This is a genomic window from Streptococcus sp. HMSC066F10 (assembly GCF_001813805.1).
Taxonomy (GTDB): Bacteria; Bacillota; Bacilli; order Lactobacillales; family Streptococcaceae; genus Streptococcus; species Streptococcus vaginalis.
Window position 1 is genome coordinate 80,145 of sequence record NZ_KV813959.1, and the last position, 19,765, is coordinate 99,909.

20 protein-coding genes and 2 pseudogenes are annotated in these 19,765 nt (G+C 39.5%); 6 read left to right on the forward strand and 16 right to left on the reverse strand.

Annotated features, from left to right (window positions below):
• Positions 1 to 120: 120 nt before the first annotated feature.
• The 6 genes from HMPREF2933_RS02205 to HMPREF2933_RS02230 form a co-directional block, all read right to left on the reverse strand.
• Positions 121 to 1,176: a SepM family pheromone-processing serine protease gene (locus tag HMPREF2933_RS02205; RefSeq protein WP_024052081.1), complete on the reverse strand. Its 1,056-nt coding sequence runs from the start codon at positions 1,174 to 1,176 to the stop codon at positions 121 to 123.
• Complete coding sequence (gene coaD / locus HMPREF2933_RS02210; RefSeq protein ID WP_021001374.1) at positions 1,157 to 1,654, reverse strand: pantetheine-phosphate adenylyltransferase; 498 nt, start codon at positions 1,652 to 1,654, stop codon at positions 1,157 to 1,159. Before coaD ends, HMPREF2933_RS02205 begins: the two co-directional genes overlap by 20 nt.
• Positions 1,644 to 2,192, reverse strand: a complete 549-nt coding sequence (rsmD, locus tag HMPREF2933_RS02215) for a 16S rRNA (guanine(966)-N(2))-methyltransferase RsmD (protein ID WP_171021853.1) — start codon at positions 2,190 to 2,192, stop codon at positions 1,644 to 1,646. The genes coaD and rsmD overlap by 11 nt, the downstream gene beginning before the upstream one ends.
• 187 nt (positions 2,193 to 2,379) lie before the next feature.
• A complete protein-coding gene (hpf, locus tag HMPREF2933_RS02220) occupies positions 2,380 to 2,922 on the reverse strand; it encodes a ribosome hibernation-promoting factor, HPF/YfiA family (RefSeq protein WP_003025754.1) in 543 nt (180 codons plus the stop codon).
• 77 nt (positions 2,923 to 2,999) lie between these two features.
• Entirely contained in the window at positions 3,000 to 3,665 is a 666-nt protein-coding gene (locus HMPREF2933_RS02225; protein ID WP_024052083.1) for a ComF family protein, read from the reverse strand.
• Positions 3,662 to 4,963, reverse strand: a complete 1,302-nt coding sequence (locus HMPREF2933_RS02230; protein ID WP_070241559.1) for an ATP-dependent helicase ComFA — start codon at positions 4,961 to 4,963, stop codon at positions 3,662 to 3,664. Before HMPREF2933_RS02230 ends, HMPREF2933_RS02225 begins: the two co-directional genes overlap by 4 nt.
• A gap of 56 nt (positions 4,964 to 5,019) precedes the next feature.
• On the opposite strand from HMPREF2933_RS02230, the gene HMPREF2933_RS02235 reads away from it, so the two are divergent.
• Together HMPREF2933_RS02235 and cysK are read left to right on the forward strand one after the other, a co-directional pair.
• Positions 5,020 to 5,655 carry a YigZ family protein gene (locus tag HMPREF2933_RS02235; protein WP_024052085.1) on the forward strand — a complete coding sequence of 212 codons (636 nt, stop codon included), beginning with the start codon at positions 5,020 to 5,022 and terminating at the stop codon, positions 5,653 to 5,655.
• Positions 5,656 to 5,754: 99 nt separating this feature from the next.
• The gene (gene cysK, locus HMPREF2933_RS02240; RefSeq protein ID WP_024052086.1) at positions 5,755 to 6,684 is read left to right on the forward strand and encodes a cysteine synthase A; all 930 of its coding nucleotides are present in this window, start codon (positions 5,755 to 5,757) and stop codon (positions 6,682 to 6,684) included.
• A 294-nt stretch (positions 6,685 to 6,978) separates the two neighbouring features.
• Here cysK and HMPREF2933_RS02245 read toward each other — a convergent pair.
• From HMPREF2933_RS02245 to HMPREF2933_RS02280, 8 genes and pseudogenes are all read right to left on the reverse strand, one after another.
• A pseudogene (locus tag HMPREF2933_RS02245) lies at positions 6,979 to 7,451 on the reverse strand (DNA cytosine methyltransferase); the annotation flags it as partial.
• A gap of 156 nt (positions 7,452 to 7,607) precedes the next feature.
• Complete coding sequence (locus tag HMPREF2933_RS02250; RefSeq protein WP_024052089.1) at positions 7,608 to 8,024, reverse strand: hypothetical protein; 417 nt, start codon at positions 8,022 to 8,024, stop codon at positions 7,608 to 7,610.
• A 100-nt stretch (positions 8,025 to 8,124) separates the two neighbouring features.
• Positions 8,125 to 10,776 (reverse strand): valine--tRNA ligase, encoded by a 2,652-nt coding sequence (locus HMPREF2933_RS02255; protein ID WP_070672431.1) that lies wholly within the window; start codon positions 10,774 to 10,776, stop codon positions 8,125 to 8,127.
• Between the two features lie 12 nt (positions 10,777 to 10,788).
• Positions 10,789 to 11,352 carry a shikimate kinase gene (locus HMPREF2933_RS02260; protein WP_070241557.1) on the reverse strand — a complete coding sequence of 188 codons (564 nt, stop codon included), beginning with the start codon at positions 11,350 to 11,352 and terminating at the stop codon, positions 10,789 to 10,791.
• Positions 11,352 to 11,870, reverse strand: a complete 519-nt coding sequence (locus HMPREF2933_RS02265; protein WP_224783676.1) for a GNAT family N-acetyltransferase — start codon at positions 11,868 to 11,870, stop codon at positions 11,352 to 11,354. Before HMPREF2933_RS02265 ends, HMPREF2933_RS02260 begins: the two co-directional genes overlap by 1 nt.
• 401 nt (positions 11,871 to 12,271) lie before the next feature.
• Positions 12,272 to 12,526, reverse strand: coding sequence for a DUF1912 family protein (locus HMPREF2933_RS02270; RefSeq protein ID WP_024052094.1), 255 nt, complete (start codon positions 12,524 to 12,526; stop codon positions 12,272 to 12,274).
• A 10-nt stretch (positions 12,527 to 12,536) separates the two neighbouring features.
• Positions 12,537 to 13,901, reverse strand: a complete 1,365-nt coding sequence (locus tag HMPREF2933_RS02275; RefSeq protein ID WP_024052095.1) for a DUF438 domain-containing protein — start codon at positions 13,899 to 13,901, stop codon at positions 12,537 to 12,539.
• On the reverse strand, positions 13,901 to 14,134 hold the full coding sequence (locus HMPREF2933_RS02280) for a DUF1858 domain-containing protein (protein ID WP_070672434.1): 234 nt from the start codon (positions 14,132 to 14,134) through the stop codon (positions 13,901 to 13,903). The genes HMPREF2933_RS02275 and HMPREF2933_RS02280 overlap by 1 nt, the downstream gene beginning before the upstream one ends.
• Before the next feature lie 312 nt (positions 14,135 to 14,446).
• On the opposite strand from HMPREF2933_RS02280, the gene HMPREF2933_RS02285 reads away from it, so the two are divergent.
• On the forward strand, positions 14,447 to 15,379 hold the full coding sequence (locus HMPREF2933_RS02285) for a nitronate monooxygenase (RefSeq protein ID WP_070241556.1): 933 nt from the start codon (positions 14,447 to 14,449) through the stop codon (positions 15,377 to 15,379).
• Between the two features lie 290 nt (positions 15,380 to 15,669).
• On the opposite strand, the pseudogene HMPREF2933_RS02290 reads toward HMPREF2933_RS02285, so the two are convergent.
• Together HMPREF2933_RS02290 and rlmD are read right to left on the reverse strand one after the other, a co-directional pair.
• Positions 15,670 to 16,100 (reverse strand): annotated as a pseudogene (locus tag HMPREF2933_RS02290) (cytidine deaminase family protein).
• Position 16,101: 1 nt separating this feature from the next.
• Positions 16,102 to 17,460: a 23S rRNA (uracil(1939)-C(5))-methyltransferase RlmD gene (rlmD, locus tag HMPREF2933_RS02295; protein WP_024052098.1), complete on the reverse strand. Its 1,359-nt coding sequence runs from the start codon at positions 17,458 to 17,460 to the stop codon at positions 16,102 to 16,104.
• A 56-nt stretch (positions 17,461 to 17,516) separates the two neighbouring features.
• On the opposite strand from rlmD, the gene HMPREF2933_RS02300 reads away from it, so the two are divergent.
• From HMPREF2933_RS02300 to HMPREF2933_RS02310, 3 genes are all read left to right on the forward strand, one after another.
• Complete coding sequence (locus HMPREF2933_RS02300) at positions 17,517 to 18,293, forward strand: aminoglycoside 3'-phosphotransferase (RefSeq protein ID WP_024052099.1); 777 nt, start codon at positions 17,517 to 17,519, stop codon at positions 18,291 to 18,293.
• A gap of 63 nt (positions 18,294 to 18,356) precedes the next feature.
• Positions 18,357 to 19,142, forward strand: a complete 786-nt coding sequence (gene recX / locus HMPREF2933_RS02305; RefSeq protein ID WP_042754014.1) for a recombination regulator RecX — start codon at positions 18,357 to 18,359, stop codon at positions 19,140 to 19,142.
• Between the two features lie 77 nt (positions 19,143 to 19,219).
• On the forward strand, positions 19,220 to 19,753 hold the full coding sequence (locus HMPREF2933_RS02310; RefSeq protein WP_024052101.1) for a nucleoside tri-diphosphate phosphatase: 534 nt from the start codon (positions 19,220 to 19,222) through the stop codon (positions 19,751 to 19,753).
• Positions 19,754 to 19,765 lie beyond the last annotated feature (12 nt).

The window sequence follows — 19,765 nt, forward strand, 5'->3', positions numbered from 1 at the left end:
TATTTCTTGTATAAACTTATTTTACCATAAAAAGAAGTGTTTTTGATAGTTGAAATAGAGAAAGAAGAAAAGAGCAAAGTCAATTTTCTATCATTAACTTGCTCTTTTATTGAATTATTTTTACGACTTTTTTGTGCTCTTGAGGTAATCAATTGCGTCTTGCAAGGTCTTGACAGGTACAATTTTCATTTTAGTTTTAATTTTTTTAGCAGCTGCCAAAGCTGTCTCATAGTTTGTTTTCGCTTTAGGATTGGATTTTTTCACTTCCTTGGTGACTGGATTATTTGGCGCAAAGAAAATTTCTGCGCCATTTTTAGCTGCTGAAACAACTTTTTTGTCAATCCCACCAATGTCGCCAACTTTTCCTTCTCGGTCAATCGAACCTGTCCCAGCAATATTTCTGCCGTCTCTCAATGTTGGATCTGCAATTTGCGTATAAATTGCCAAACTAAACATCAAGCCCGCACTTGGTCCACCAATACCGGCAGTTGAAAATTCAATTGGTGTGTTGCTTGTGACTTCTGTTCGGTCAATCAAACTAATGCCAATCCCGTTTTTCCCATTTTCAAGTTTAATAATTTTACCTGTAGCAGACTTCTTCTGACCGTCTTCTACATAGTTCACCTTGACCTTGCTGCCAATCTTTTGCGCTCCGACATAGTCTATCAATTCTTTTGAACTATTGAAAGTCTTATCATTCACACCTGTCACGGTATCTGCAATATTTAAAATACCTTTAAAAGTAGAATTCTTTGTGACTTGCAAGACGTAAACCCCTAGATATTTCAGAGTAATGTCTTTGCCAGCTTTTTTCAACCCTTGGTATTTAGCTAGGTTTTGCGACGTTTCCATATAAAACTGATTGATCCGCATGTATTCTTTATCAGAAGTTCCACCAGTCAAATCCTTCGCCGAATAAATATCCGTAAAAGGTGTCAGCCAAGCATAAACCAAATGAGCGAGGGTCGCATGCTGAATTCCAACCGTTACAAAATTATAAGAACCTTTTTCCTTATCTTCTTTGTTGTCCACGCGCAATACCTGACGGACATCCGCTGCACCACCTGGCACCTCAATATAATAAGGCAAGGGAACTACAAAAGATAAGAAAAGCAAAATCACCCCTACTACTGCAATTATCGGCCATTTTTTAAATTTATTTCTTGGTTTTTCCATATTGTTTCTTTAACTCCTTTATGACACTTTCGGGCACATACTTTGAAATATCCTGCTCAAAGGAAATCAATTCACGAATTCTTGATGAGCTGAGATGCTGATAAGCTGGTTTGCTTATCAAAAAAATGGTTTCTATCTCAGGTGCTAATTCATGATTGAAAAAGTTGAGATTCCCCTCATAATCCAAATCCTGACTATTACGTAATCCCCGTACAAAAGTTGTCACTCCTAGCTTTCTAGCTACTTCCACTGCCAATTCATCATGAGAAGTAACAATTTTTACATTCTCCAAATGAACTAGAGCAGCTGCTATCATTTTTTCTTTCGCTTCAATACTAAAAAAACTCGTTTTCTCAAGATTATAAAAAATACCAACATAAAGGCAATCAAAGAGCTTACTAGCTCGCTTAATCAAGTCAATATGCCCCTTTGTAATCGGGTCAAAAGAGCCCGCAAATAATCCAATTTTATCTGACATAAACCGTCACCTTTGAAATTCCATATATTTTTTGCTTCCAGATACCTAGCCCTGCGATTTCTTCTGGTAAATCCACCGACTTGTCTGTCTCACAAACAACCAGTACATCATCGCTCAGAAGCTCTCGTTCAATCATTTTTATAATATCTGAAACAATCTGTTCTTTTGCATAGGGTGGATCTAACAAAACCAAGTCAAACTGTCCTGTGACCAATTCAAGTGCTCGATTGGACTCCATTTTCAGAAGTTCAAATCGTTCTTTTTCCTTAGTCATACTGATATTTTGGCTGATAATCGCTTGCGCCCTGCGGTCTTTTTCAACCAAAACAGCCGAAACCATGCCTCGCGAAATAGCTTCAATCGCTAAACTGCCGCTTCCAGCATACAAGTCCAGAACCTGTCCTCCATCAAAATAAGGACCAATTATATTAAAGATAGCTCCCTTAACCTTGTCTGTCGTCGGTCTGGTTATTTTGCCTTCCAATGTTTTAAGAGGACGCCCCCCATATTTCCCTGCAACAACTCTCATAAAGAATATTATAACAAAATCTCGAAAGAATGTATCAGTTTTTCTTCTGTGATAACTGTAAGTCAATTGGTTTTTCTGTCTAACTTTTGAAATGCCGTTCAAACATGATGATTTTTAATACAGTTTTTTGCAATTATCTTGGGCTGATTGCAGACCACATAAAAAATCCCCTGATATGAATCAGAGGATTGATTGATTATCTCACTTCAAGCAAGCCAACGTCACCGTCTTCACGACGATACAAAACATTGGTTGTGTTGTCTTCTACATCAGTATAGATGAAGAAGTCATGTCCCAATAAATCCATTTGAAGAAGAGCTTCTTCTAAATCCATTGGTTTTAAGTCAATTTGTTTGGAGCGAACGACTTTTGCAGGTGCAGCTTCCGCTTCTTCAACGACAGCATCTGTAAACAACTGGCTAGTTGATTTTTTATTACGGTTTTTACGCTCAATCTTTGTTTTATTTTTACGAATTTGACGTTCAATTTTATCTGTCACCAAGTCAATCGAACCATACATATCTTGAGAAACATCTTCTGCACGAAGAGTGATAGAACCAAGTGGAATAGTTACTTCAACTTTGGCTGTTTTTTCACGATAGACTTTCAAGTTTACACGCGCATCCAATTCTTGATCAGCTTGGAAATATTTTTCGATTTTTTCAAGTTTAGAAACTACGTAATCACGAAGAGCTTCTGTTACTTCTAGGTTTTCACCACGGATACTATATTTAATCATATAAGTACCTTCTTTCTAAGCATTTGTTTTTCTTTATTTTATTATAACGCTTTCATTTTTTTTTTGCAAATTTTTTATCATCTGGCTAATGAAAATGTCACAATTTCTTTCACTCCTGCTTCCACTAAAATTTCCTTGGCTAATTGTAGGGTTGAGCCTGTTGTATAAATGTCATCTATCAAAAGGATTTTAGGTGGAAGTTGAACGTTGTCTTTCAATTTAAAACACTGCCGGCTTTGCAATCGCTCCTCTCTTGTTTTACTGGATTGAGCAATTGTATCATACTTTTCTAAAACTTCCTTAAATGGCAACTTTGCGCCCTCAAGAAGAGCTGTTACTTGATTAAACCCTCTTGTCTGATACTTTTCGGCACTTACCGGAATGGGAACAAGCGCATAATCACGGTAAACTTTCAATTCCTTTTGCAAAACTGCAGCAAATACAGAATAAAGGGCATAATCTCCTTGAAATTTATATTGACTGAAGAAGTCTTTCATGGCTTCATTATACACAAAACAGCTTTTATGGTAAACTTCTTTTCCTTTTTCTATCCACACTTGGCAATCCATGCAGACTTCACTTGCCCCGTCACGATAACACTTCGGGCAATGCTGCCCTGAAATGCGTTGAAATTTTTCAAAGCAGGCATCACAAGCCCTTGCTTTTGGCTTCGTCAAGGTCAATAAATCACAGAATTTCAGCTTTTCATCAAGTGGATTTTCACATAAAACACATGAATTCATAAACCGGCCTCCTGATTCATCTCCTGAATTTCTTTAATCGCTTTTTCTATCGCCATAGTCGTACCGTCATGAAAAAAGATTAACTCGCCTGTCGGTCGCTCCATACTGCGACCAACGCGTCCAGCAATTTGTACCAGAGCGCTGCGACTAAACAGACGGTGGTTGGCTTCCACCACGAAAACATCTACACAAGGAAAAGTCACCCCACGCTCCAAAATTGTCGTCGTTACCAAAATCGTGATTTCTTTTTGACGAAATTTCTCTACAATTTCTAGTCGATTTTCAGTCGTCGAGGCTACAAAATCAACTTCTTCATTAGGAAAAGTGCTTTGAAGAATCTCTGCCAGCTCCTGCCCTTTTCTGATCTCGGAAGCAAAAATAAGAAGTGGAAATCCTGTTTTTCTCTGCTTTTGAATAAACTGCCTTAACTTGGGAACTAGCTTCTTTTGACCAAGATATTTTTGAAAATCCGCCAACCAAATTTTTTGCGGAACAATCAAAGGATTGCCATGAAAACGTCTGGGTAGACTCAAACGAGTTAATTCTCCTTTAGCCACTTTTTTATCCAGCTCATCTGTGGAAGTTGCTGTTAAGAAAATCTTCGTCCCCTCTACTTTGACTGCCTGATGAACTGCATGATAAAGCATCGGATTGTCCACATAAGGAAAGGCATCTACCTCATCAACAATAAGAAGATCAAATGCTCGGTAAAATTTGATAAGCTGATGTGTGGTGGCAATCACGAGAGGACTGCGAGAATATGCTTCTGATTCACCGTGCAGGAGTGAAATATCACAAGTAAAATCCACTTTCAGTCTGCGATAAAGTTCTAAGCAGACATCAATTCTGGGGCTAGCCAAGCAGACTGCTCCGCCCTGATTGATGACTTGTGCCACCACTTGATAGATCATTTCCGTCTTTCCGGCTCCCGTGACTGCGTGAACCAAGCTATCTTTGCGTTTGGTAACCGCCTCTACAAGTCCTTGAGAAACCTTGGCTTGAAATTCTGTCAACTTTCCTTGCCATTTCAAGACATTCGCTTTGGGAAATTCTTCCTGTGGAAAATAGTAGAGATCTTCATCACTCCTAACTCTTCCTAAGATCAAGCAAGACCTACAATAATAAGCACCGATTGGCAGTTGGTGTTTTTCTTTGTCAATGGCTTGTCCACAGCGATTACAGCTTAATCTCCCTTTTTCTTCTACCATTCCAGTTAAGGTTTGTGCTTGCAATTGCAATTCTGGTGACAGTTGATTTTTTGTAAAAATGCGACCTAAACAATCTTGTAATTCTGTCATATCTATTTATTCGGAAAAACTTTGGCAAAATAAAAGTTTTTTTGTAAAATGAAGATATGGAATTTAGAACAATCAAAGAGGACGGTCAAGTCCAAGAAGAAATCAAAAAATCGCGCTTTATCTGTCATATCAAGCGTGTGACAACAGAGGACGAGGCACGAAATTTTATTCAGGCTGTCAAAAAAGAACACTATAAAGCTACTCACAACTGCTCTGCCTTTATTTTAGGAGAGCGGAGCGAAATGAAGCGAAGCAGCGATGATGGCGAACCCAGCGGAACTGCTGGCGTGCCTATGCTAGGCGTCTTAGAAAATCACCAACTAACCAACGTCTGTGCTGTCGTGACGCGCTATTTTGGGGGCATCAAGTTAGGAGCAGGTGGACTCATTCGGGCTTATGCTGGCAGTGTTGCCTTAGCTATCAAAGAAATCGGAAGTGTCCACATAAAAGAACAACTTGGACTAAGGCTTACTCTTTCCTACAGTCAATATCAAGAGTTACCAAATTTTCTTAAAGCCAAACAGTTGCAAGAACAGGATACAGCTTTTACAGATCAAGTACAAACGACTATTTTCATTGACAAAGACGATAAGGAGAGCGTTATAGAAAGTTTGATTGAGCTGTTTAATGGAAAAATTGACATTGTTGAGCAGGGATTTCGGAAAGTTGAAGTTCCCATTTCTTTATCCTAAATATTAAAAAAAGCTATCAACTTGATAGTTTTTTTATATTTTACAAAGACTCTTTTTCGTTTTATACTGATTGTATCAACAGAATTGAGGTATCATTTTATGGCACAAATTTATCATAACATTACAGAACTCATTGGAAATACTCCTATTGTGAAATTGAACAAGCTGGTTCCAGAAGGCGCTGCTGATGTTTATGTCAAGCTAGAGGCTTTCAATCCAGGATCGTCTGTCAAAGATCGCATTGCTCTCAGCATGATTGAGACTGCTGAGCAAGAGGGCTTGCTTCAACCAGGTGCAACCATTGTCGAAGCAACCAGCGGAAATACCGGAATCGGTTTGTCTTGGGTCGGTGCTGCTAAAGGTTATAAGGTTGTTATTGTTATGCCAGAAACCATGAGTGTAGAGCGCCGCAAAATTATCCAAGCTTATGGCGCCGAATTGGTGCTCACTCCCGGAAGTGAGGGAATGAAAGGTGCGATTGCCAAAGCTGAAGAAATCGCCAAGGAACGTAACGGATGGCTGCCGCTACAATTCAACAATCCAGCTAATCCTGAAGTACACGAAAGAACAACAGGAGCTGAAATTATCGCTGCTTTCGGTGAAAAAGGATTGGATGCTTTTGTCGGAGGAGTTGGCACAGGTGGTACAATTTCTGGCGTTTCTCATGCTCTCAAAAAAGTCAATCCGAATATACAAGTTTACGCAGTTGAAGCCGATGAGTCCGCTATCCTGTCTGGTGAAAAGCCTGGGCCACACAAGATTCAAGGAATTTCAGCTGGTTTTATCCCAGAAACACTGGACACTCAAGCTTATGACGGTATTGTCCGCGTTACTTCTGATCAAGCGCTTGACCTTGGACGCCGTGTCGGTGGACAAGAAGGCTTTCTTGTAGGAATTTCTTCTGCCGCAGCTATCTATGCCGCACTTGAAGTCGCCAAAAAATTAGGCGCAGGCAAAAAAGTCCTAGCTCTTGCTCCAGATAACGGCGAGCGTTACCTATCAACAGCTCTCTACAATTTTGAGGTTTAAAAATCAAGGTTATATACACGTATAAACTTTAAATTTGGATTTGCTAACAGTTTACCAATGATAACTGTAATATATCAATGTCAGCTAATTAACAGCTAGAGAGAACGAAATTCGTTCTCTTTTTTCTGTATGTTCAAATCTATAAAAATGCTGTATCCATTCGATTTGTTGCTTTTACTAGCTAACAATCAACAATTATTAAAATTCTTTAGTATAAGATGTATTAGAAATATCCTCCCCTACAGCGTGAAAAGCTCGTTAAAAAACAGTCTCTTGAAACTTAGAATTGATAATCAGAACAACATAGTTTTGCATATCTTTGTTTTCAGTCAAGGCTTCGCAAATGGCCTTGAAGATATTACCGTTGTCATGACCAACCATATTTTTAACATTTTCAATGAAAATTACCCAATGTTTCTACCCTTCAATCATACGAAACAGTTCAAAAAACAAATCCCCACGATCATCATCAAATCCCTTGCGATAACTCACAATACTAAAGGCTTGGCATGGGAAACCTCCCATCACCACATCCACACGCTCAGCTGGAATCTCCTCCAGCTTCACCGCATGATGTCACGACTATCCAAAAAAGTATCTGGCTAGTTTAACTCATAAGTAAGCCGTGCGTACTTGTCAAACTCGTTGGCATACACCACTCTGAACTCGTTGGTCTGTTCAAATCTCAACTCAATTCCCCCAACACCTGAGAAGAAAGCTGCAATGTTATACTTCTCAGAGCGGTTCGAACTTACAGAATTTGTCATGTAGTTACCTGCTTTCTAAAAATTATTAGCTTTAATATGGTTAACCAAACTCATTAATTTTTTAATTATCTTATCTTAAAAATATCCTGATTTATAAAACGAAGCAATGATTCCTCAGGAACTTCAAGTAACTCACTTCTATGATTAAACTTATCTTCAAATATATACGTCACAATATTTCATATGTGAGTAAGCATTTCTTACTATCTTAAATTGATCCCAAACTCGTCTATCTTCTCCATCTAGTGAGTAAAAAAATGAATCAAATTTATTAATGCGTATTTTAAAAAGATTATTCAAATACTTCTTATGATTTTCTAAAAATGGGCGTTCTCGTATAAAGAGTTTTGAATCATTCAATCTGTCAAAAAATGGTTGAAAGGCAAATTTGTCTTTCAAATAAGCATTATAAACCTTCTCATTATTGAAAGTTAATAATACTGCATCCAGAAATATTCTAAATCTATTTAAATCAATAATACTTAAATTATCAAATTGACCTTGTTTTAATTTATTAATCAGTTCATCTATTACAATCTCATCATGATATATATCTTGATAATAATCAATCATTTTGAAATTATTATTCAAATAGTCTCGTTTAAGTCTTTTGAATCTAATATATTCAATGGTTGATTAAACCACGATTTATATTTTCCTTAATCTTCAGCCACTATTTCACCAACTTCTTCATCTCATCAATACGTGCTACGGTCGCATCATACTTAGCTTGGTAGTCGGCTTGTTTGTCGCGTTCTTTTTGGACGACTTCGGGTTTGGCGTTAGCGACGAATTTTTCGTTGCCAAGTTTGCGTGCAACTATATCCAATTCTTTTTGCCATTTAGCAAGTTCTTTGTCAAGGCGGGCTAGTTCTTCTTCAACATTGAGCAAGTCAGCGAGAGGCAGATAGATTTCTGCTCCTGTGATGATGCTGGACATGACTAGTTCTGGCACAGCAAGGTCCTCCGCAATTTCCAAATGCTCTGGATTTGTAAAACGCTTGATGTAGTTGACATTGGCGTTGAAGAATGCTTCTAATTCTTTATCACTTGTTTTCACGAGAAGTGTGATTGGTTTACTTGGAGCAACATTCACCTCGCTACGTGCGTTACGGACAGCACGGATAAGGTCTTTAAGACTTTCAACACCTTTATGCGCAGCTTCATTTTCAAATGCTGGATTAACTGTTGGGTATTCAGCTGTTACGATTGAACCTTCAGAAATTTGTTCAAAGATTTCTTCTGTCACGAATGGCATGATTGGATGAAGGAGACGAAGGATCTTGTCCAAGGTGTAAAGGAGAACAGAGCGTGTGATAACTTTCTCTTCTTCATTGTCACTATAAAGAACTTCCTTGGTCAACTCAACGTACCAGTCAGCAAATTCATCCCAGATGAAGTTGTAAAGGATATGACCAGCCACACCAAATTCAAATTTATCAAAGTTTTCAGTAACTTTAGCAATTGTTTCATTCAAGTTGTGAAGAATCCAGCGGTCAGTAACATTCCCGGCTGTACCAACCACAACTTTTGCAACATTTTCACTCGCTTGGTCAAGTGTCAACTCTTCATTGTTCATCAAAATATAACGAGAGATGTTCCAGATTTTGTTAATGAAGTTCCAAGCTGCATCCATTTTCTCATAAGAGAAGCGCACGTCTTGTCCTGGTGCAGAACCGTTTGATAGGAACCAACGAAGGCTATCTGTTCCGTACTTATCAATAACATCCATTGGATCAATCCCGTTACCGAGAGATTTAGACATCTTGCGTCCTTGCTCGTCACGGATGAGACCGTGAATCAAGGCATTTTTGAATGGCGACTTGCCAGTAAATTCCAAACCTTGGAAAATCATCCGAGATACCCAGAATGGGATAATATCATAACCAGTCACCAAGGTTGAAGTTGGGAAGTAACGTTTGAAGTCTTCTGAATCGACATCAGGCCAGCCCATGGTTGAGAATGGCCAAAGGGCAGAACTGAACCACGTATCCAAGACATCTTCATCCTGAGTCCAACCGTCACCTTCTGGAGCTTCTTCGCCGACATACATTTCACCCTCAGCATTGTACCAAGCAGGGATTTGGTGACCCCACCAGAGCTGACGTGAGATAACCCAGTCGTGGACATTTTCCATCCATTGGAGGAAGGTATCGTTGAAACGAGGTGGGTAGAATTCTACCTTGTCATCTGTGTCTTGGTTGGCAATAGCATTTTTGGCCAATTGGTCCATCTTGACGAACCACTGAGTAGACAAGCGTGGCTCAACCACGACACCTGTACGTTCTGAGTGGCCAACACTGTGGACGCGTTTTTCGATTTTGACAAGAGCACCTATTTCTTCCAGCTTAGCAACGACTGCCTTACGAGCTTCAAAACGATCCATGCCTGCAAATTCAAAGGCCAAGTCATTCATAGTTCCGTCGTCGTTCATGACGTTGACTTGTGGCAAGTTATGGCGTTGACCAACCAAGAAGTCGTTTGGATCATGGGCAGGTGTGATTTTCACGACACCAGTACCAAATTCTGGGTCAGCGTGTTCATCACCAACGATTGGAATAGCTTTGTTAACGATTGGAAGGATGACATTTTGACCAATCAAATCTTTGTAACGATCATCATTTGGATTGACAGCGACAGCCGTATCCCCAAACATAGTCTCTGGACGAGTTGTCGCAACCTCTAAACTGCGCGAGCCATCTTCCAACAGATAATTCATATGGTAGAAGGCACCTTCCACATCCTTATGGATGACTTCGATGTCGGACAAAGCTGTGCGGGCCTTAGGGTCCCAGTTGATAATGAATTCGCCGCGGTAAATCCAATCTTTTTTATAGAGTTCTACGAAAACCTTGCGGACCGCTTTAGACAAGCCTTCATCAAGGGTGAAACGTTCACGTGAATAATCAACAGAGATACCCATTTTACCCCATTGTTGTTTGATTGTTGATGCATATTCATCTTTCCATTCCCAGACTTTATCAAGGAATTTTTCACGACCAAGGTCGTAACGTGAGATACCATCTTCAGCAAGACGTGCTTCAACTTTTGCCTGTGTTGCAATCCCCGCATGGTCCATACCAGGAAGCCATAAAGTATCAAAACCTTGCATCCGTTTTTGACGGATAATAATATCTTGCAAAGTAGTATCCCAAGCGTGACCAAGGTGAAGTTTACCAGTTACGTTTGGTGGTGGAATAACGATAGAATACGGATGAGCTTTCTTATCGCCAGAAGGCTTGAAAACATCCTCATCTAACCATTTTTGATAACGCCCAGCTTCAACCTCAGCTGGGTTATATTTTGGTGAAAGTTCTTTTGACATAATATGTCCTTTCTACATTTTTTCAATATCATTTAATTTTTGTAAAATAAGCTGTGCTGATTCACGAGCGGATAGCTCGGTATTATTGATTTTATAATAATACTTAAGAAATTCTGGTGACTTCTCTGGATTAAATTGGGCAAATGTCATCGTTGACAAAATATCATTTTCAGACCATTCCAAATCACGCTTTAATGGTTTGCACTGCAAGCGATGCTCAGTACGATTACGCCGAAGCCGTTCAGTTAAATCCGTTTCAAGTTCTACAAACAAGACCTCTCTATTAAATGAGTGAAAAACATCTTGAATCTGTCTCAAAAAATCAATATCATTTGAATCATTAAAATCAATCACAACAGTAAAAATAAGAGGTTTGTTGCTCTGAGCAAAAGCTTCAAAAAAATTCATTCTAATTTTCCGAATAAGTTCAGTTGAGATAGGCCCATATTCCATAAAACGCCTAACAAAATCAATGCTATCGTGATTATGAAACAAAGTCATATCAGTCATCTTTTCAATTTCTTGACCAATCGTCATCTTACCTGAAGCTTGTACACCAATAATGACAACATTCATCATCTCCCCTCCCACTCACTCCTCAGTAAGCCATATATCAGACTGTCACAGCGATTTCCTTGGGCATCCTTTCTGTCTCGGATACGAGCTTCGAGGGTGAAGCCAAGTTTTTCAGCAATACGTTGGCTTGCTTTGTTGTATCCATAACATTCAATTTCGATTTTGTGGAGATTGAGTAGGGTGAAGCCATCTTTCAACAGCGCACGCGCAGCTTCTGTCACAATCCCTTGCCCCCAATAATCTGGGTGAAGCAAATAGCCCATTTCAAGAACATCATCAGCATGGCGATTATTAAAATCAATCGAGCCAATGACTTCATCTGTTCCTTTCAAGCAGATACCATAACCAGACGGTATTTTTTGCTCAATCCAGCGCTTTGGCATAATGTTTTCGAGATAATTTTCCTCTTCTTCCACGCTTTCTGCAGGTGGAAAACCAGCTGGCCAAGTTACTTCTGGCAAGCTTGCATAAGCAAAAATATCCTCAGCATCTGAGACTAGACGTTGGCGCAAATACAGCCGTTATGTCTCAATATCAGGAAGTTTATTGTCTTCAATTTGACCTAAAATATTTATCATAATCTCTCCCTGTTACGATTATAAAAATTCGTCCCTGCCATACATGACAGGGACGAATCACTCCGCGGTACCACCCAATTTCGGGCAGACGCCCGCAACTCTGGTCTTCTTGTTTATCTTTTATTACGTTGTTAGCTCGCTTAGACGTACGCCAGTGCAACCCGCAACTTGTGGCTTGTGGCTTAGTCCTAAAAGTAAACAAAAAAACACCATTATTTCAATTTTAGCCTTAGCAACCAGTTTTGACATTTGTGCGGATTTCTCAGCAGTGCCGCTTTCTGTGACAAATGGGATTCAAAACACCTCTAATGTATTTAGTTTAACATGTTTTCTAGAGAAAATCAATAATTTCTCTGCCCAAAAAGTCCGTCTGGTAAGTCATGAAATCCCTTGCCCTCTTGATAGTTGGCAAATTTACCCAATAAAAACTGATAGGCATCCAGACGGCTCTCATAACGAATCGCAGCTTCTTTAGCACGTTCATCTTGGTCTTCTTCATAGACTTTCTGACTCTCTTGAAGAGCCATTTCGTTGATTGCTACTTGAGTTTTGACCCAAGCTTCAAAATCCTTTAAAAATTCCTGTTCGTACATCATCATATTCCTTCTAATCTACTCCTCGGTAGAAATCTTCTTCAATATCACGGAAAGGCTGAATATCTTGGACATATTCCAGCACACCTTGAAATTCTCCTGCTTCATCTCTCACTGCCGCATACGTCACATGAACAAATTTATCCCGCGACTCAGACTTGAACCACATAACAAACTTGTCTCGCTTGCCTTCACGCAATTCCTTAAAAATAAAGCGAACTTTCTCCAAAAACTTAGGCGGGTGGCACAGCTCGACATTGCGCCCCACTTGACCCGGCGTCCGTTTGAAAATCATCTCATCAGCTGGCACACTGTCATTGTAGTACTGGAAAATATCCTCCTTATTAACAAAGGTAATCTCCATTGGCAGATGATTGAGAATCAAATTAGCCTCTTCCACTGATAAATAGCCATGTCCAAACGGCTGTTGGTTCTGCCAATCAAAATTGTTTTCTGTCTTTTTCTTTTTTGGTTTAAAGGAAATGGTGACCTGTCCATCAGGCGTCTCAATGACTTGCTGAATAGTACCGTCTGACACAAACTCGTCACTGGCTGCCGCTTCGCTTCCAGTCTTCTCAGCAGTCTCTTTTTCTGCCTCCGTGAATGATTGACGATCTGGTACCCATTTCTCAGTCGGCTTGATAATGGCATAACCATAGGCACCACTTTCTTCTGCAATTTTCAACCAATCGTCCTGTGTGAAAGATTCCAGCAAAATCATAAGCAAGATGGACTCTTCCTTGAAAATCATCGCTTCAAACTCAGCTGCAAAATTTTCAAATGTTGCTCGAACTTGCTCGATACCTAGATTGGACAAATCTTCAGCAGCAGTCTTTGCTTCCTGAAAAAGCTCTCGAATCTGGTCGTCCACACCCCACATAACCTTGGGTGGTGAGTCATGACCGTATTTCTCCATAATCGGAAACATCAGCTCTTCCTTGCGCTGATAATGAATGTCAAATTGACCGACCAAGACCAGCTGGCGCATCAGTCCCCTTTCCAACTCTGTCTTCATTTCTGCATCATCTGTTTGAGCATAAGTATCAAGGAGACGCCGAACCCGCAAAAGAGCTGCTCTCAGAGCCAGATTTTCCTGCTTAAAAATTTGAACTGGATGTCCTGGATGATCTGTGTCAGCCACTTCTACATTTTTCACTGCTCCCTTAAAAAGATTCGCATGAACATTGCAAAGCGACATAACATCCTCAAAGGTTACACCCGTATCCGAGTTCATCAGTTCGTGCTCCATAAGACTGATCTCAATAGCCGAAACACCTGTAAAATGCTTGTTAAACTGCTCTTGAACCTCTTCTGCTGTTGCACCATGATGCAAATCCAGCAAAATGGATTTCAAAATCTCAATTCGTTCATCTGCCATCAGTCTAGCCCCACCACTTCATAGCCATTTGCTTCCAATGTCATGACAATTTTATCCATAGGGGTTCCTTCTAGCTTCGATCCTTGCTTTAACGACACCTTGCGACCAACCGTATTGCGCATGATTGGATTGGCAAGCGGTTTAAAACCAAGTTCCACCAAAATCTCCAACACTTCTGGGTGTTTGTCAACTACTTCTGCCGCAGGAATGGATACATCAATAATATTGTCCATACTTCACCTCATGAACATTTTTCTATTATTATAACACAAAAAGTAGTTGCTTTCTAAGCAAAACCAAAACGCTCTTTATCTTTGCCTCATTCCATTTTTCTGAATCAATCATCATCTATAACTATTTTTAATATAGTATAAGTATTTGTTATAATAAAACGACTCTTTGTTTTTCACAAGTAAAACAATTGATAAATTCTCTTTTCAAAGCAAAATATTTCACAAACAAAAGAAAATTTATTAAATCACAATTTTGAAAACGTTTTTATAATCGTGATATACTAATTTCAAAAACAGGATGAAGGAGATAGTATGTCTATTACAACTTTACTAAACATCAAATATCCAATTTTTCAAGGTGCTATGGCGCAAATTTCTCACTATCAGTTGGCTGTTGCTGTTTCAGAAGCGGGTGGCTTGGGGATTATTGCTTCAGGTGGTATGACTGGCGACCAATTGCGCGAAGAAATTCGTGAATTGCGTAAACTCACAGACAAACCATTCGCTGTTAATGTGGTGCTGATGCTGAAAAATGTCGAAGAGCTTGTGAATGTTATCATCGAAGAAAAAGTTCCTATTGTGACAACTGGTGCTGGCACCCCTAAATTTATTCTGCCTGCTCTCAAAGAAGCAGGTATCAAGGTTATTCCGGTCATTGCCAGCGTGAAACATGCTAAAAAAATGCAAGAATTAGGTGTTGACGCTGTTATCGCTGAAGGATCTGAAGCGGGTGGTCATATCGGTAGCACCAATACCATGGCTTTGCTGCCACAAATTACTGATGCAGTTGATATTCCCGTGATTGGTGCAGGAGGTATTGCAGACGGTCGCGGGCTTGCTGCTGCTTTCGTTTTAGGCGCACAAGGAGTTCAACTCGGTACGGTATTTCTCGCATCAGAAGAATGCCCAATCGCTGAAAGTTATAAAGAAGCCGTTCTCAAGGCAAATGATACAGATACAGCTGTCACAGGCAGGAGGGCGGGTGCCCCCGTTCGTTGTATTCGAAACGAAATGACAGACCATTATATAGAACTTGAAAATAAAGGTACCAGCCGTGAGGAACTGGAAGAGATTACTATTGGAGCTCTCTCAAAAGCTGTATATGACGGAGACACAAAAAACGGCTCCATGATGTGCGGTCAAATTGCTGGTATGATAAAAGAAATCCGACCATGCAAAGAAATCATTGAAACAATCGTCTCAGATGCACAAAAAGCATTGAAAAACACAGAGATTTCCTTGTAAAATCGAAAAAACTTGTAGAAAATGATCTCTACAAGTTTTTCTATTGCTGAAGTAGTTGAAAATATTTGCGTTTCATTTTACTGCTCAACTTCTGTCGCCTATTTGTCATCTGCCTTAAACTAGGCTCACTCATGAACAAGTCATTCTAACCCATTTACCAAACGCTATAAAATATCAATAGCATTGCTACAGTATACCTTCTTTGCAATTTTTACATCCTGATTCTTTGAACTTTCGTTGTTAGAAAGTGCCTCGTATATTATTCTAACATACAGTAAAAGTGTTTCATATCATTTCCCGTCATTTTCAGTACGTTCTTGTCCCCACCAGTAAGGCATGAGTTCTCCCAAAGTAATCGTTTCTCGTTTTTCAAAATCTAGCATAAACTCTGGATGACGATTCTCAGGATTCAACTCCATTAAAAATTCTCTACACGCCCCACAAGGCATACCAGAACCTCCTCCATAAGGTGGTTTATCACGAAAAGCCAATACTCGTTTCATTTTTGTCTGTCCAGAACACTGATACATATTAAAAGCTGCTGCCCTTTCAGCGCAGAGATGAAAAACACCACAGGTTCCTTCAAAGCAAAAGCCGGTATAAATCTTTCCATCCTCTGCTTCAATAGCTGCTACAACATGATTAGCGTACACAAAGGGCGATACCTCATGCGGATCATAGAGCTTCTTGGCTTCTTCATACATTTTTCCCAAATATCCATTCTAATCCTCTTTCTTTACCAATTTCACTACAGCCTCGGTCCTGGCTGTGTGTGGAAACATATCCACAGATTGAATATAATGAACATCGTAGACCTTGCTCAATTGTATCAAATCTCTAGCTAGAGTAGAGACATTACAGGAGACATAAACCATTTTCTTTGGTGCATAACGAACAATCGTTCCAAGCAGCTTTTCATCTAAGCCAGTCCGTGGCGGATCCACAATCAAGGCATCTGCTCGGTAACCTTCCTTGTACCAACGAGGCATAATGCTTTCAGCAGTCCCAGCCTCATAATAAGCATTGTCAAAGCCCATCTTCTTGGCATTTCGCTTAGCATCCTCAATAGCTTCTGGTATAACATCCATGCCACGAAGAGACTTCACTTTTTTAGCAAAAGCAAAGCCAATCGTTCCCACACCACAATAAGCATCAATCAGACAATCCTCTGAATCGACATCCAGAGCCTTAACAGCTTCACTGTAAAGCACCTCTGTTTGCTCTGGATTAAGCTGGTAAAAAGCCCTAGGCGATAAGGAAAACTCGTAATCCAAAACACCTTCCTGAATGGTTTCTTTCCCCCAGATAATCTCCGTCCTATCTCCATAGATTTCACTTGATTTTGTCGTATGGTAATTGACCGCCACTGTTTCCAACTCTGGAAATTCTGCTGACAAATCACGAATGACTGGAGAAAAGTCCAACTTCTTTCCCGTGACAAAAATCATCTGTACCTGACCTGTTTTCCGAGCCCTGCGAATCATAACCGTCCGAATGCCGGCATTTTTTCGCTCATCATAGATAGGAAGATTGTACTTTCCCAAAAGGAGAGCCACTTTATTGATGATTTTCTGCGTTACCTTATCCTGAACCAAACAGTTTTTCAAAGAAATCAGATAATGAGAATTCTGCGCATAAAGACCCGCTTTTACATCTCCCTTAAATTTCCGTGTTTGAAACTGCAACTTCGCTCGATAATATTGAGGTTCTTGCATACCAATCGTTGGACGAATCTCATAGTTTTCATAACCTTGAGGCGCAAATTTTTTCAAAGCCTGCCGCAACAGATCCGTCTTAAACTCCAGTTGCTTATCATAATGCAAGTGCATAATCTGGCAGCCCCCGCATTTTTCATAAATCTCACAAGGAGGCTCTACTCGATACTTGGAGCGTTTGTTAATCGTCAACAGTTTCGCTTCAACAAAATTACGCTTAACCGTCGTGATTTGACAAAAAATATCCTCACCTTTTAAAGCACCTGGTACAAAGACCAATGTCTTTTTATAAAATCCAATCCCTTCCCCGTTGATTCCCATTTTTTTGATTTTCAAGGGGATTTTTTGTTTTACTTTCAGATTCATAAGCCTATTATACCATGCCAACACGATAATGTTGAGAATATGGTACAATAATCAGTATGAAAAAAGAAAAAGTAACTCTCACAATTTCTCAATTCCCAGAAGAATTACGAATATATACAGAGAAAGCCACTTTGTATGACAGTTCTTCCCACTCAGGCGCAACCGTGCTTTATCTAGACACAGGCTACTATCTTAAAATAGACCAAAAAGGAAAGCTAGCACGAGAGGCACAATGTGCTAAATGGTTTGACAAACAAGGGCTCGGTGTTCCTGTATTGACATACATCAGCCAAGACAGGGACTACTTGCTCACTAAAGAAGCATCCGGCATATCAGGATTGGAAGTGCTAGACCAACCAGAAGTCCTCTGCCAAACCATGGCAACAGCGCTAAGACAGCTCCATAACCTCCAACCAGTCCACTTTCCCACAAACTCACTTCTAAAGAACTATATTCAGCTAGCGGAAGAGAATTATCAAAAAGGGCTTTTCTATGAAAAAGCTCTCCTGCCACAATTTCAGATTCGCAGTAGAAAAGGAGCCTATCAGCTTATCCAAGAACAGGGACATCTTCTTACAAGAGATGCATTTATTCACGGTGACGCTTGTTTGCCCAACTTTATCTTAAAAGACGCTAAGACGTTCTCCTGTTTCATTGATGTTGGGCTATCTGGCTTTAGCGATCGCCACATTGACCTTTACTGGGCTATCTGGTCACTGAATTATAATCTAGGCAATCCAAAATATGGCGACCTATTTTTGGACTACTATGGTCGAGAAAATATCAACTCCGAGAAATTACGACTTATCGCAGCTTTTGAAGCATTTGGCTAATAGTCACACTTACTATCCCATTCATTAGCTCCAAATTTCACACAAGTTATCGAAAGAATGATTATGAAAATCACTAAAATTGAAAAGAAAAAGCGTCTCTATCTTTTAGAATTGGACGAAACTGACAAAATTTACATCACTGAAGATACTATCGTTCACTTTATGTTATCAAAAGGCATGAACATTAGTGAGCAAGAATTAAAAGAAATTCAGAACTACGCACAGTTTTCTTACGGAAAAAATCTAGCTTTATATTATCTTTCTTTCAAGCAAAGAACTGTCAAAGAAGTGCGGGATTATTTGACAAAACACGAGATTTCCTTAGATACTATCGAGAAAGTCCTAACGATTCTCATAAAAGATAATTGGATAGATGACAGACAATATGCTTATTCCTTTATTCATTCCAATCTTCTATCTGGTGATAAAGGTGCTTTTGTCCTCAAGCAAAAATTGGCTCAAAAAGGTATCACAGCTCCTATTATTGATGAAGAATTATGCAAATTTGATTTTACAGAAGTAAGCCAAAAAGTCGCTGCAAAACTACTCCGCAACTATCAAAGCAAACTACCAAGTAAGGCCCTGCAGGATAAAATTCTTCAATCTATGTTGAGCAAAGGCTTTTCCTATACCGAAGCTAAGGCAGCTTATCAAACCTTAGACATCAAAGAAGATGAGGAAATTCAGCAGAAATTACTGTACAAAGAATTAGACAAGCAATACCGCAAATATTCTAAAAAATATGACGAATATGAGTTAAAACAACGCCTCACCCAAGCACTCGCACGCAAAGGCTATGATTTCTCCGACATTGCAAGCGCTCTCAAAGAATATCTACAAAAAATGTAAGGTTTATTTATGTTTTTTCATGAAAATATGTTACAATAAAAGCGATAACCTGATAAATTGTAGAAAGTTGGTAGATGATGAAGCTTCCAAAAGAAGGCGACTTTATTACAATTCAAAGTTATAAGCATAATGGAAGTCTGCACCGCACTTGGCGCGACACCATGGTACTAAAAACAACAGAAAACGCCATTATTGGTGTCAACGACCATACCTTGGTCACAGAAAGTGACGGGCGGCGTTGGGTGACACGCGAGCCAGCTATTGTCTATTTTCATAAAAAATATTGGTTTAACATTATCGCTATGATTCGCGAAAATGGGATTTCCTACTATTGCAATCTAGCCAGTCCCTATTATCTTGATGCAGAAGCATTAAAATACATAGATTATGATTTAGATGTCAAAGTCTTCACCAATGGTGAAAAGCGATTGCTGGATGTAGATGAATACGAGCGCCACAAGCGGCAAATGAACTACTCCACTGATTTAGATTACATTCTCAAGGAGAATGTGAAAATCTTAGTAGACTGGATTAATAATGAGCGTGGACCTTTTTCACAAGCCTATGTCAATATTTGGTACAAACGTTATGTAGAACTAAAGAATCGCTAAAGTTGCCAAGGG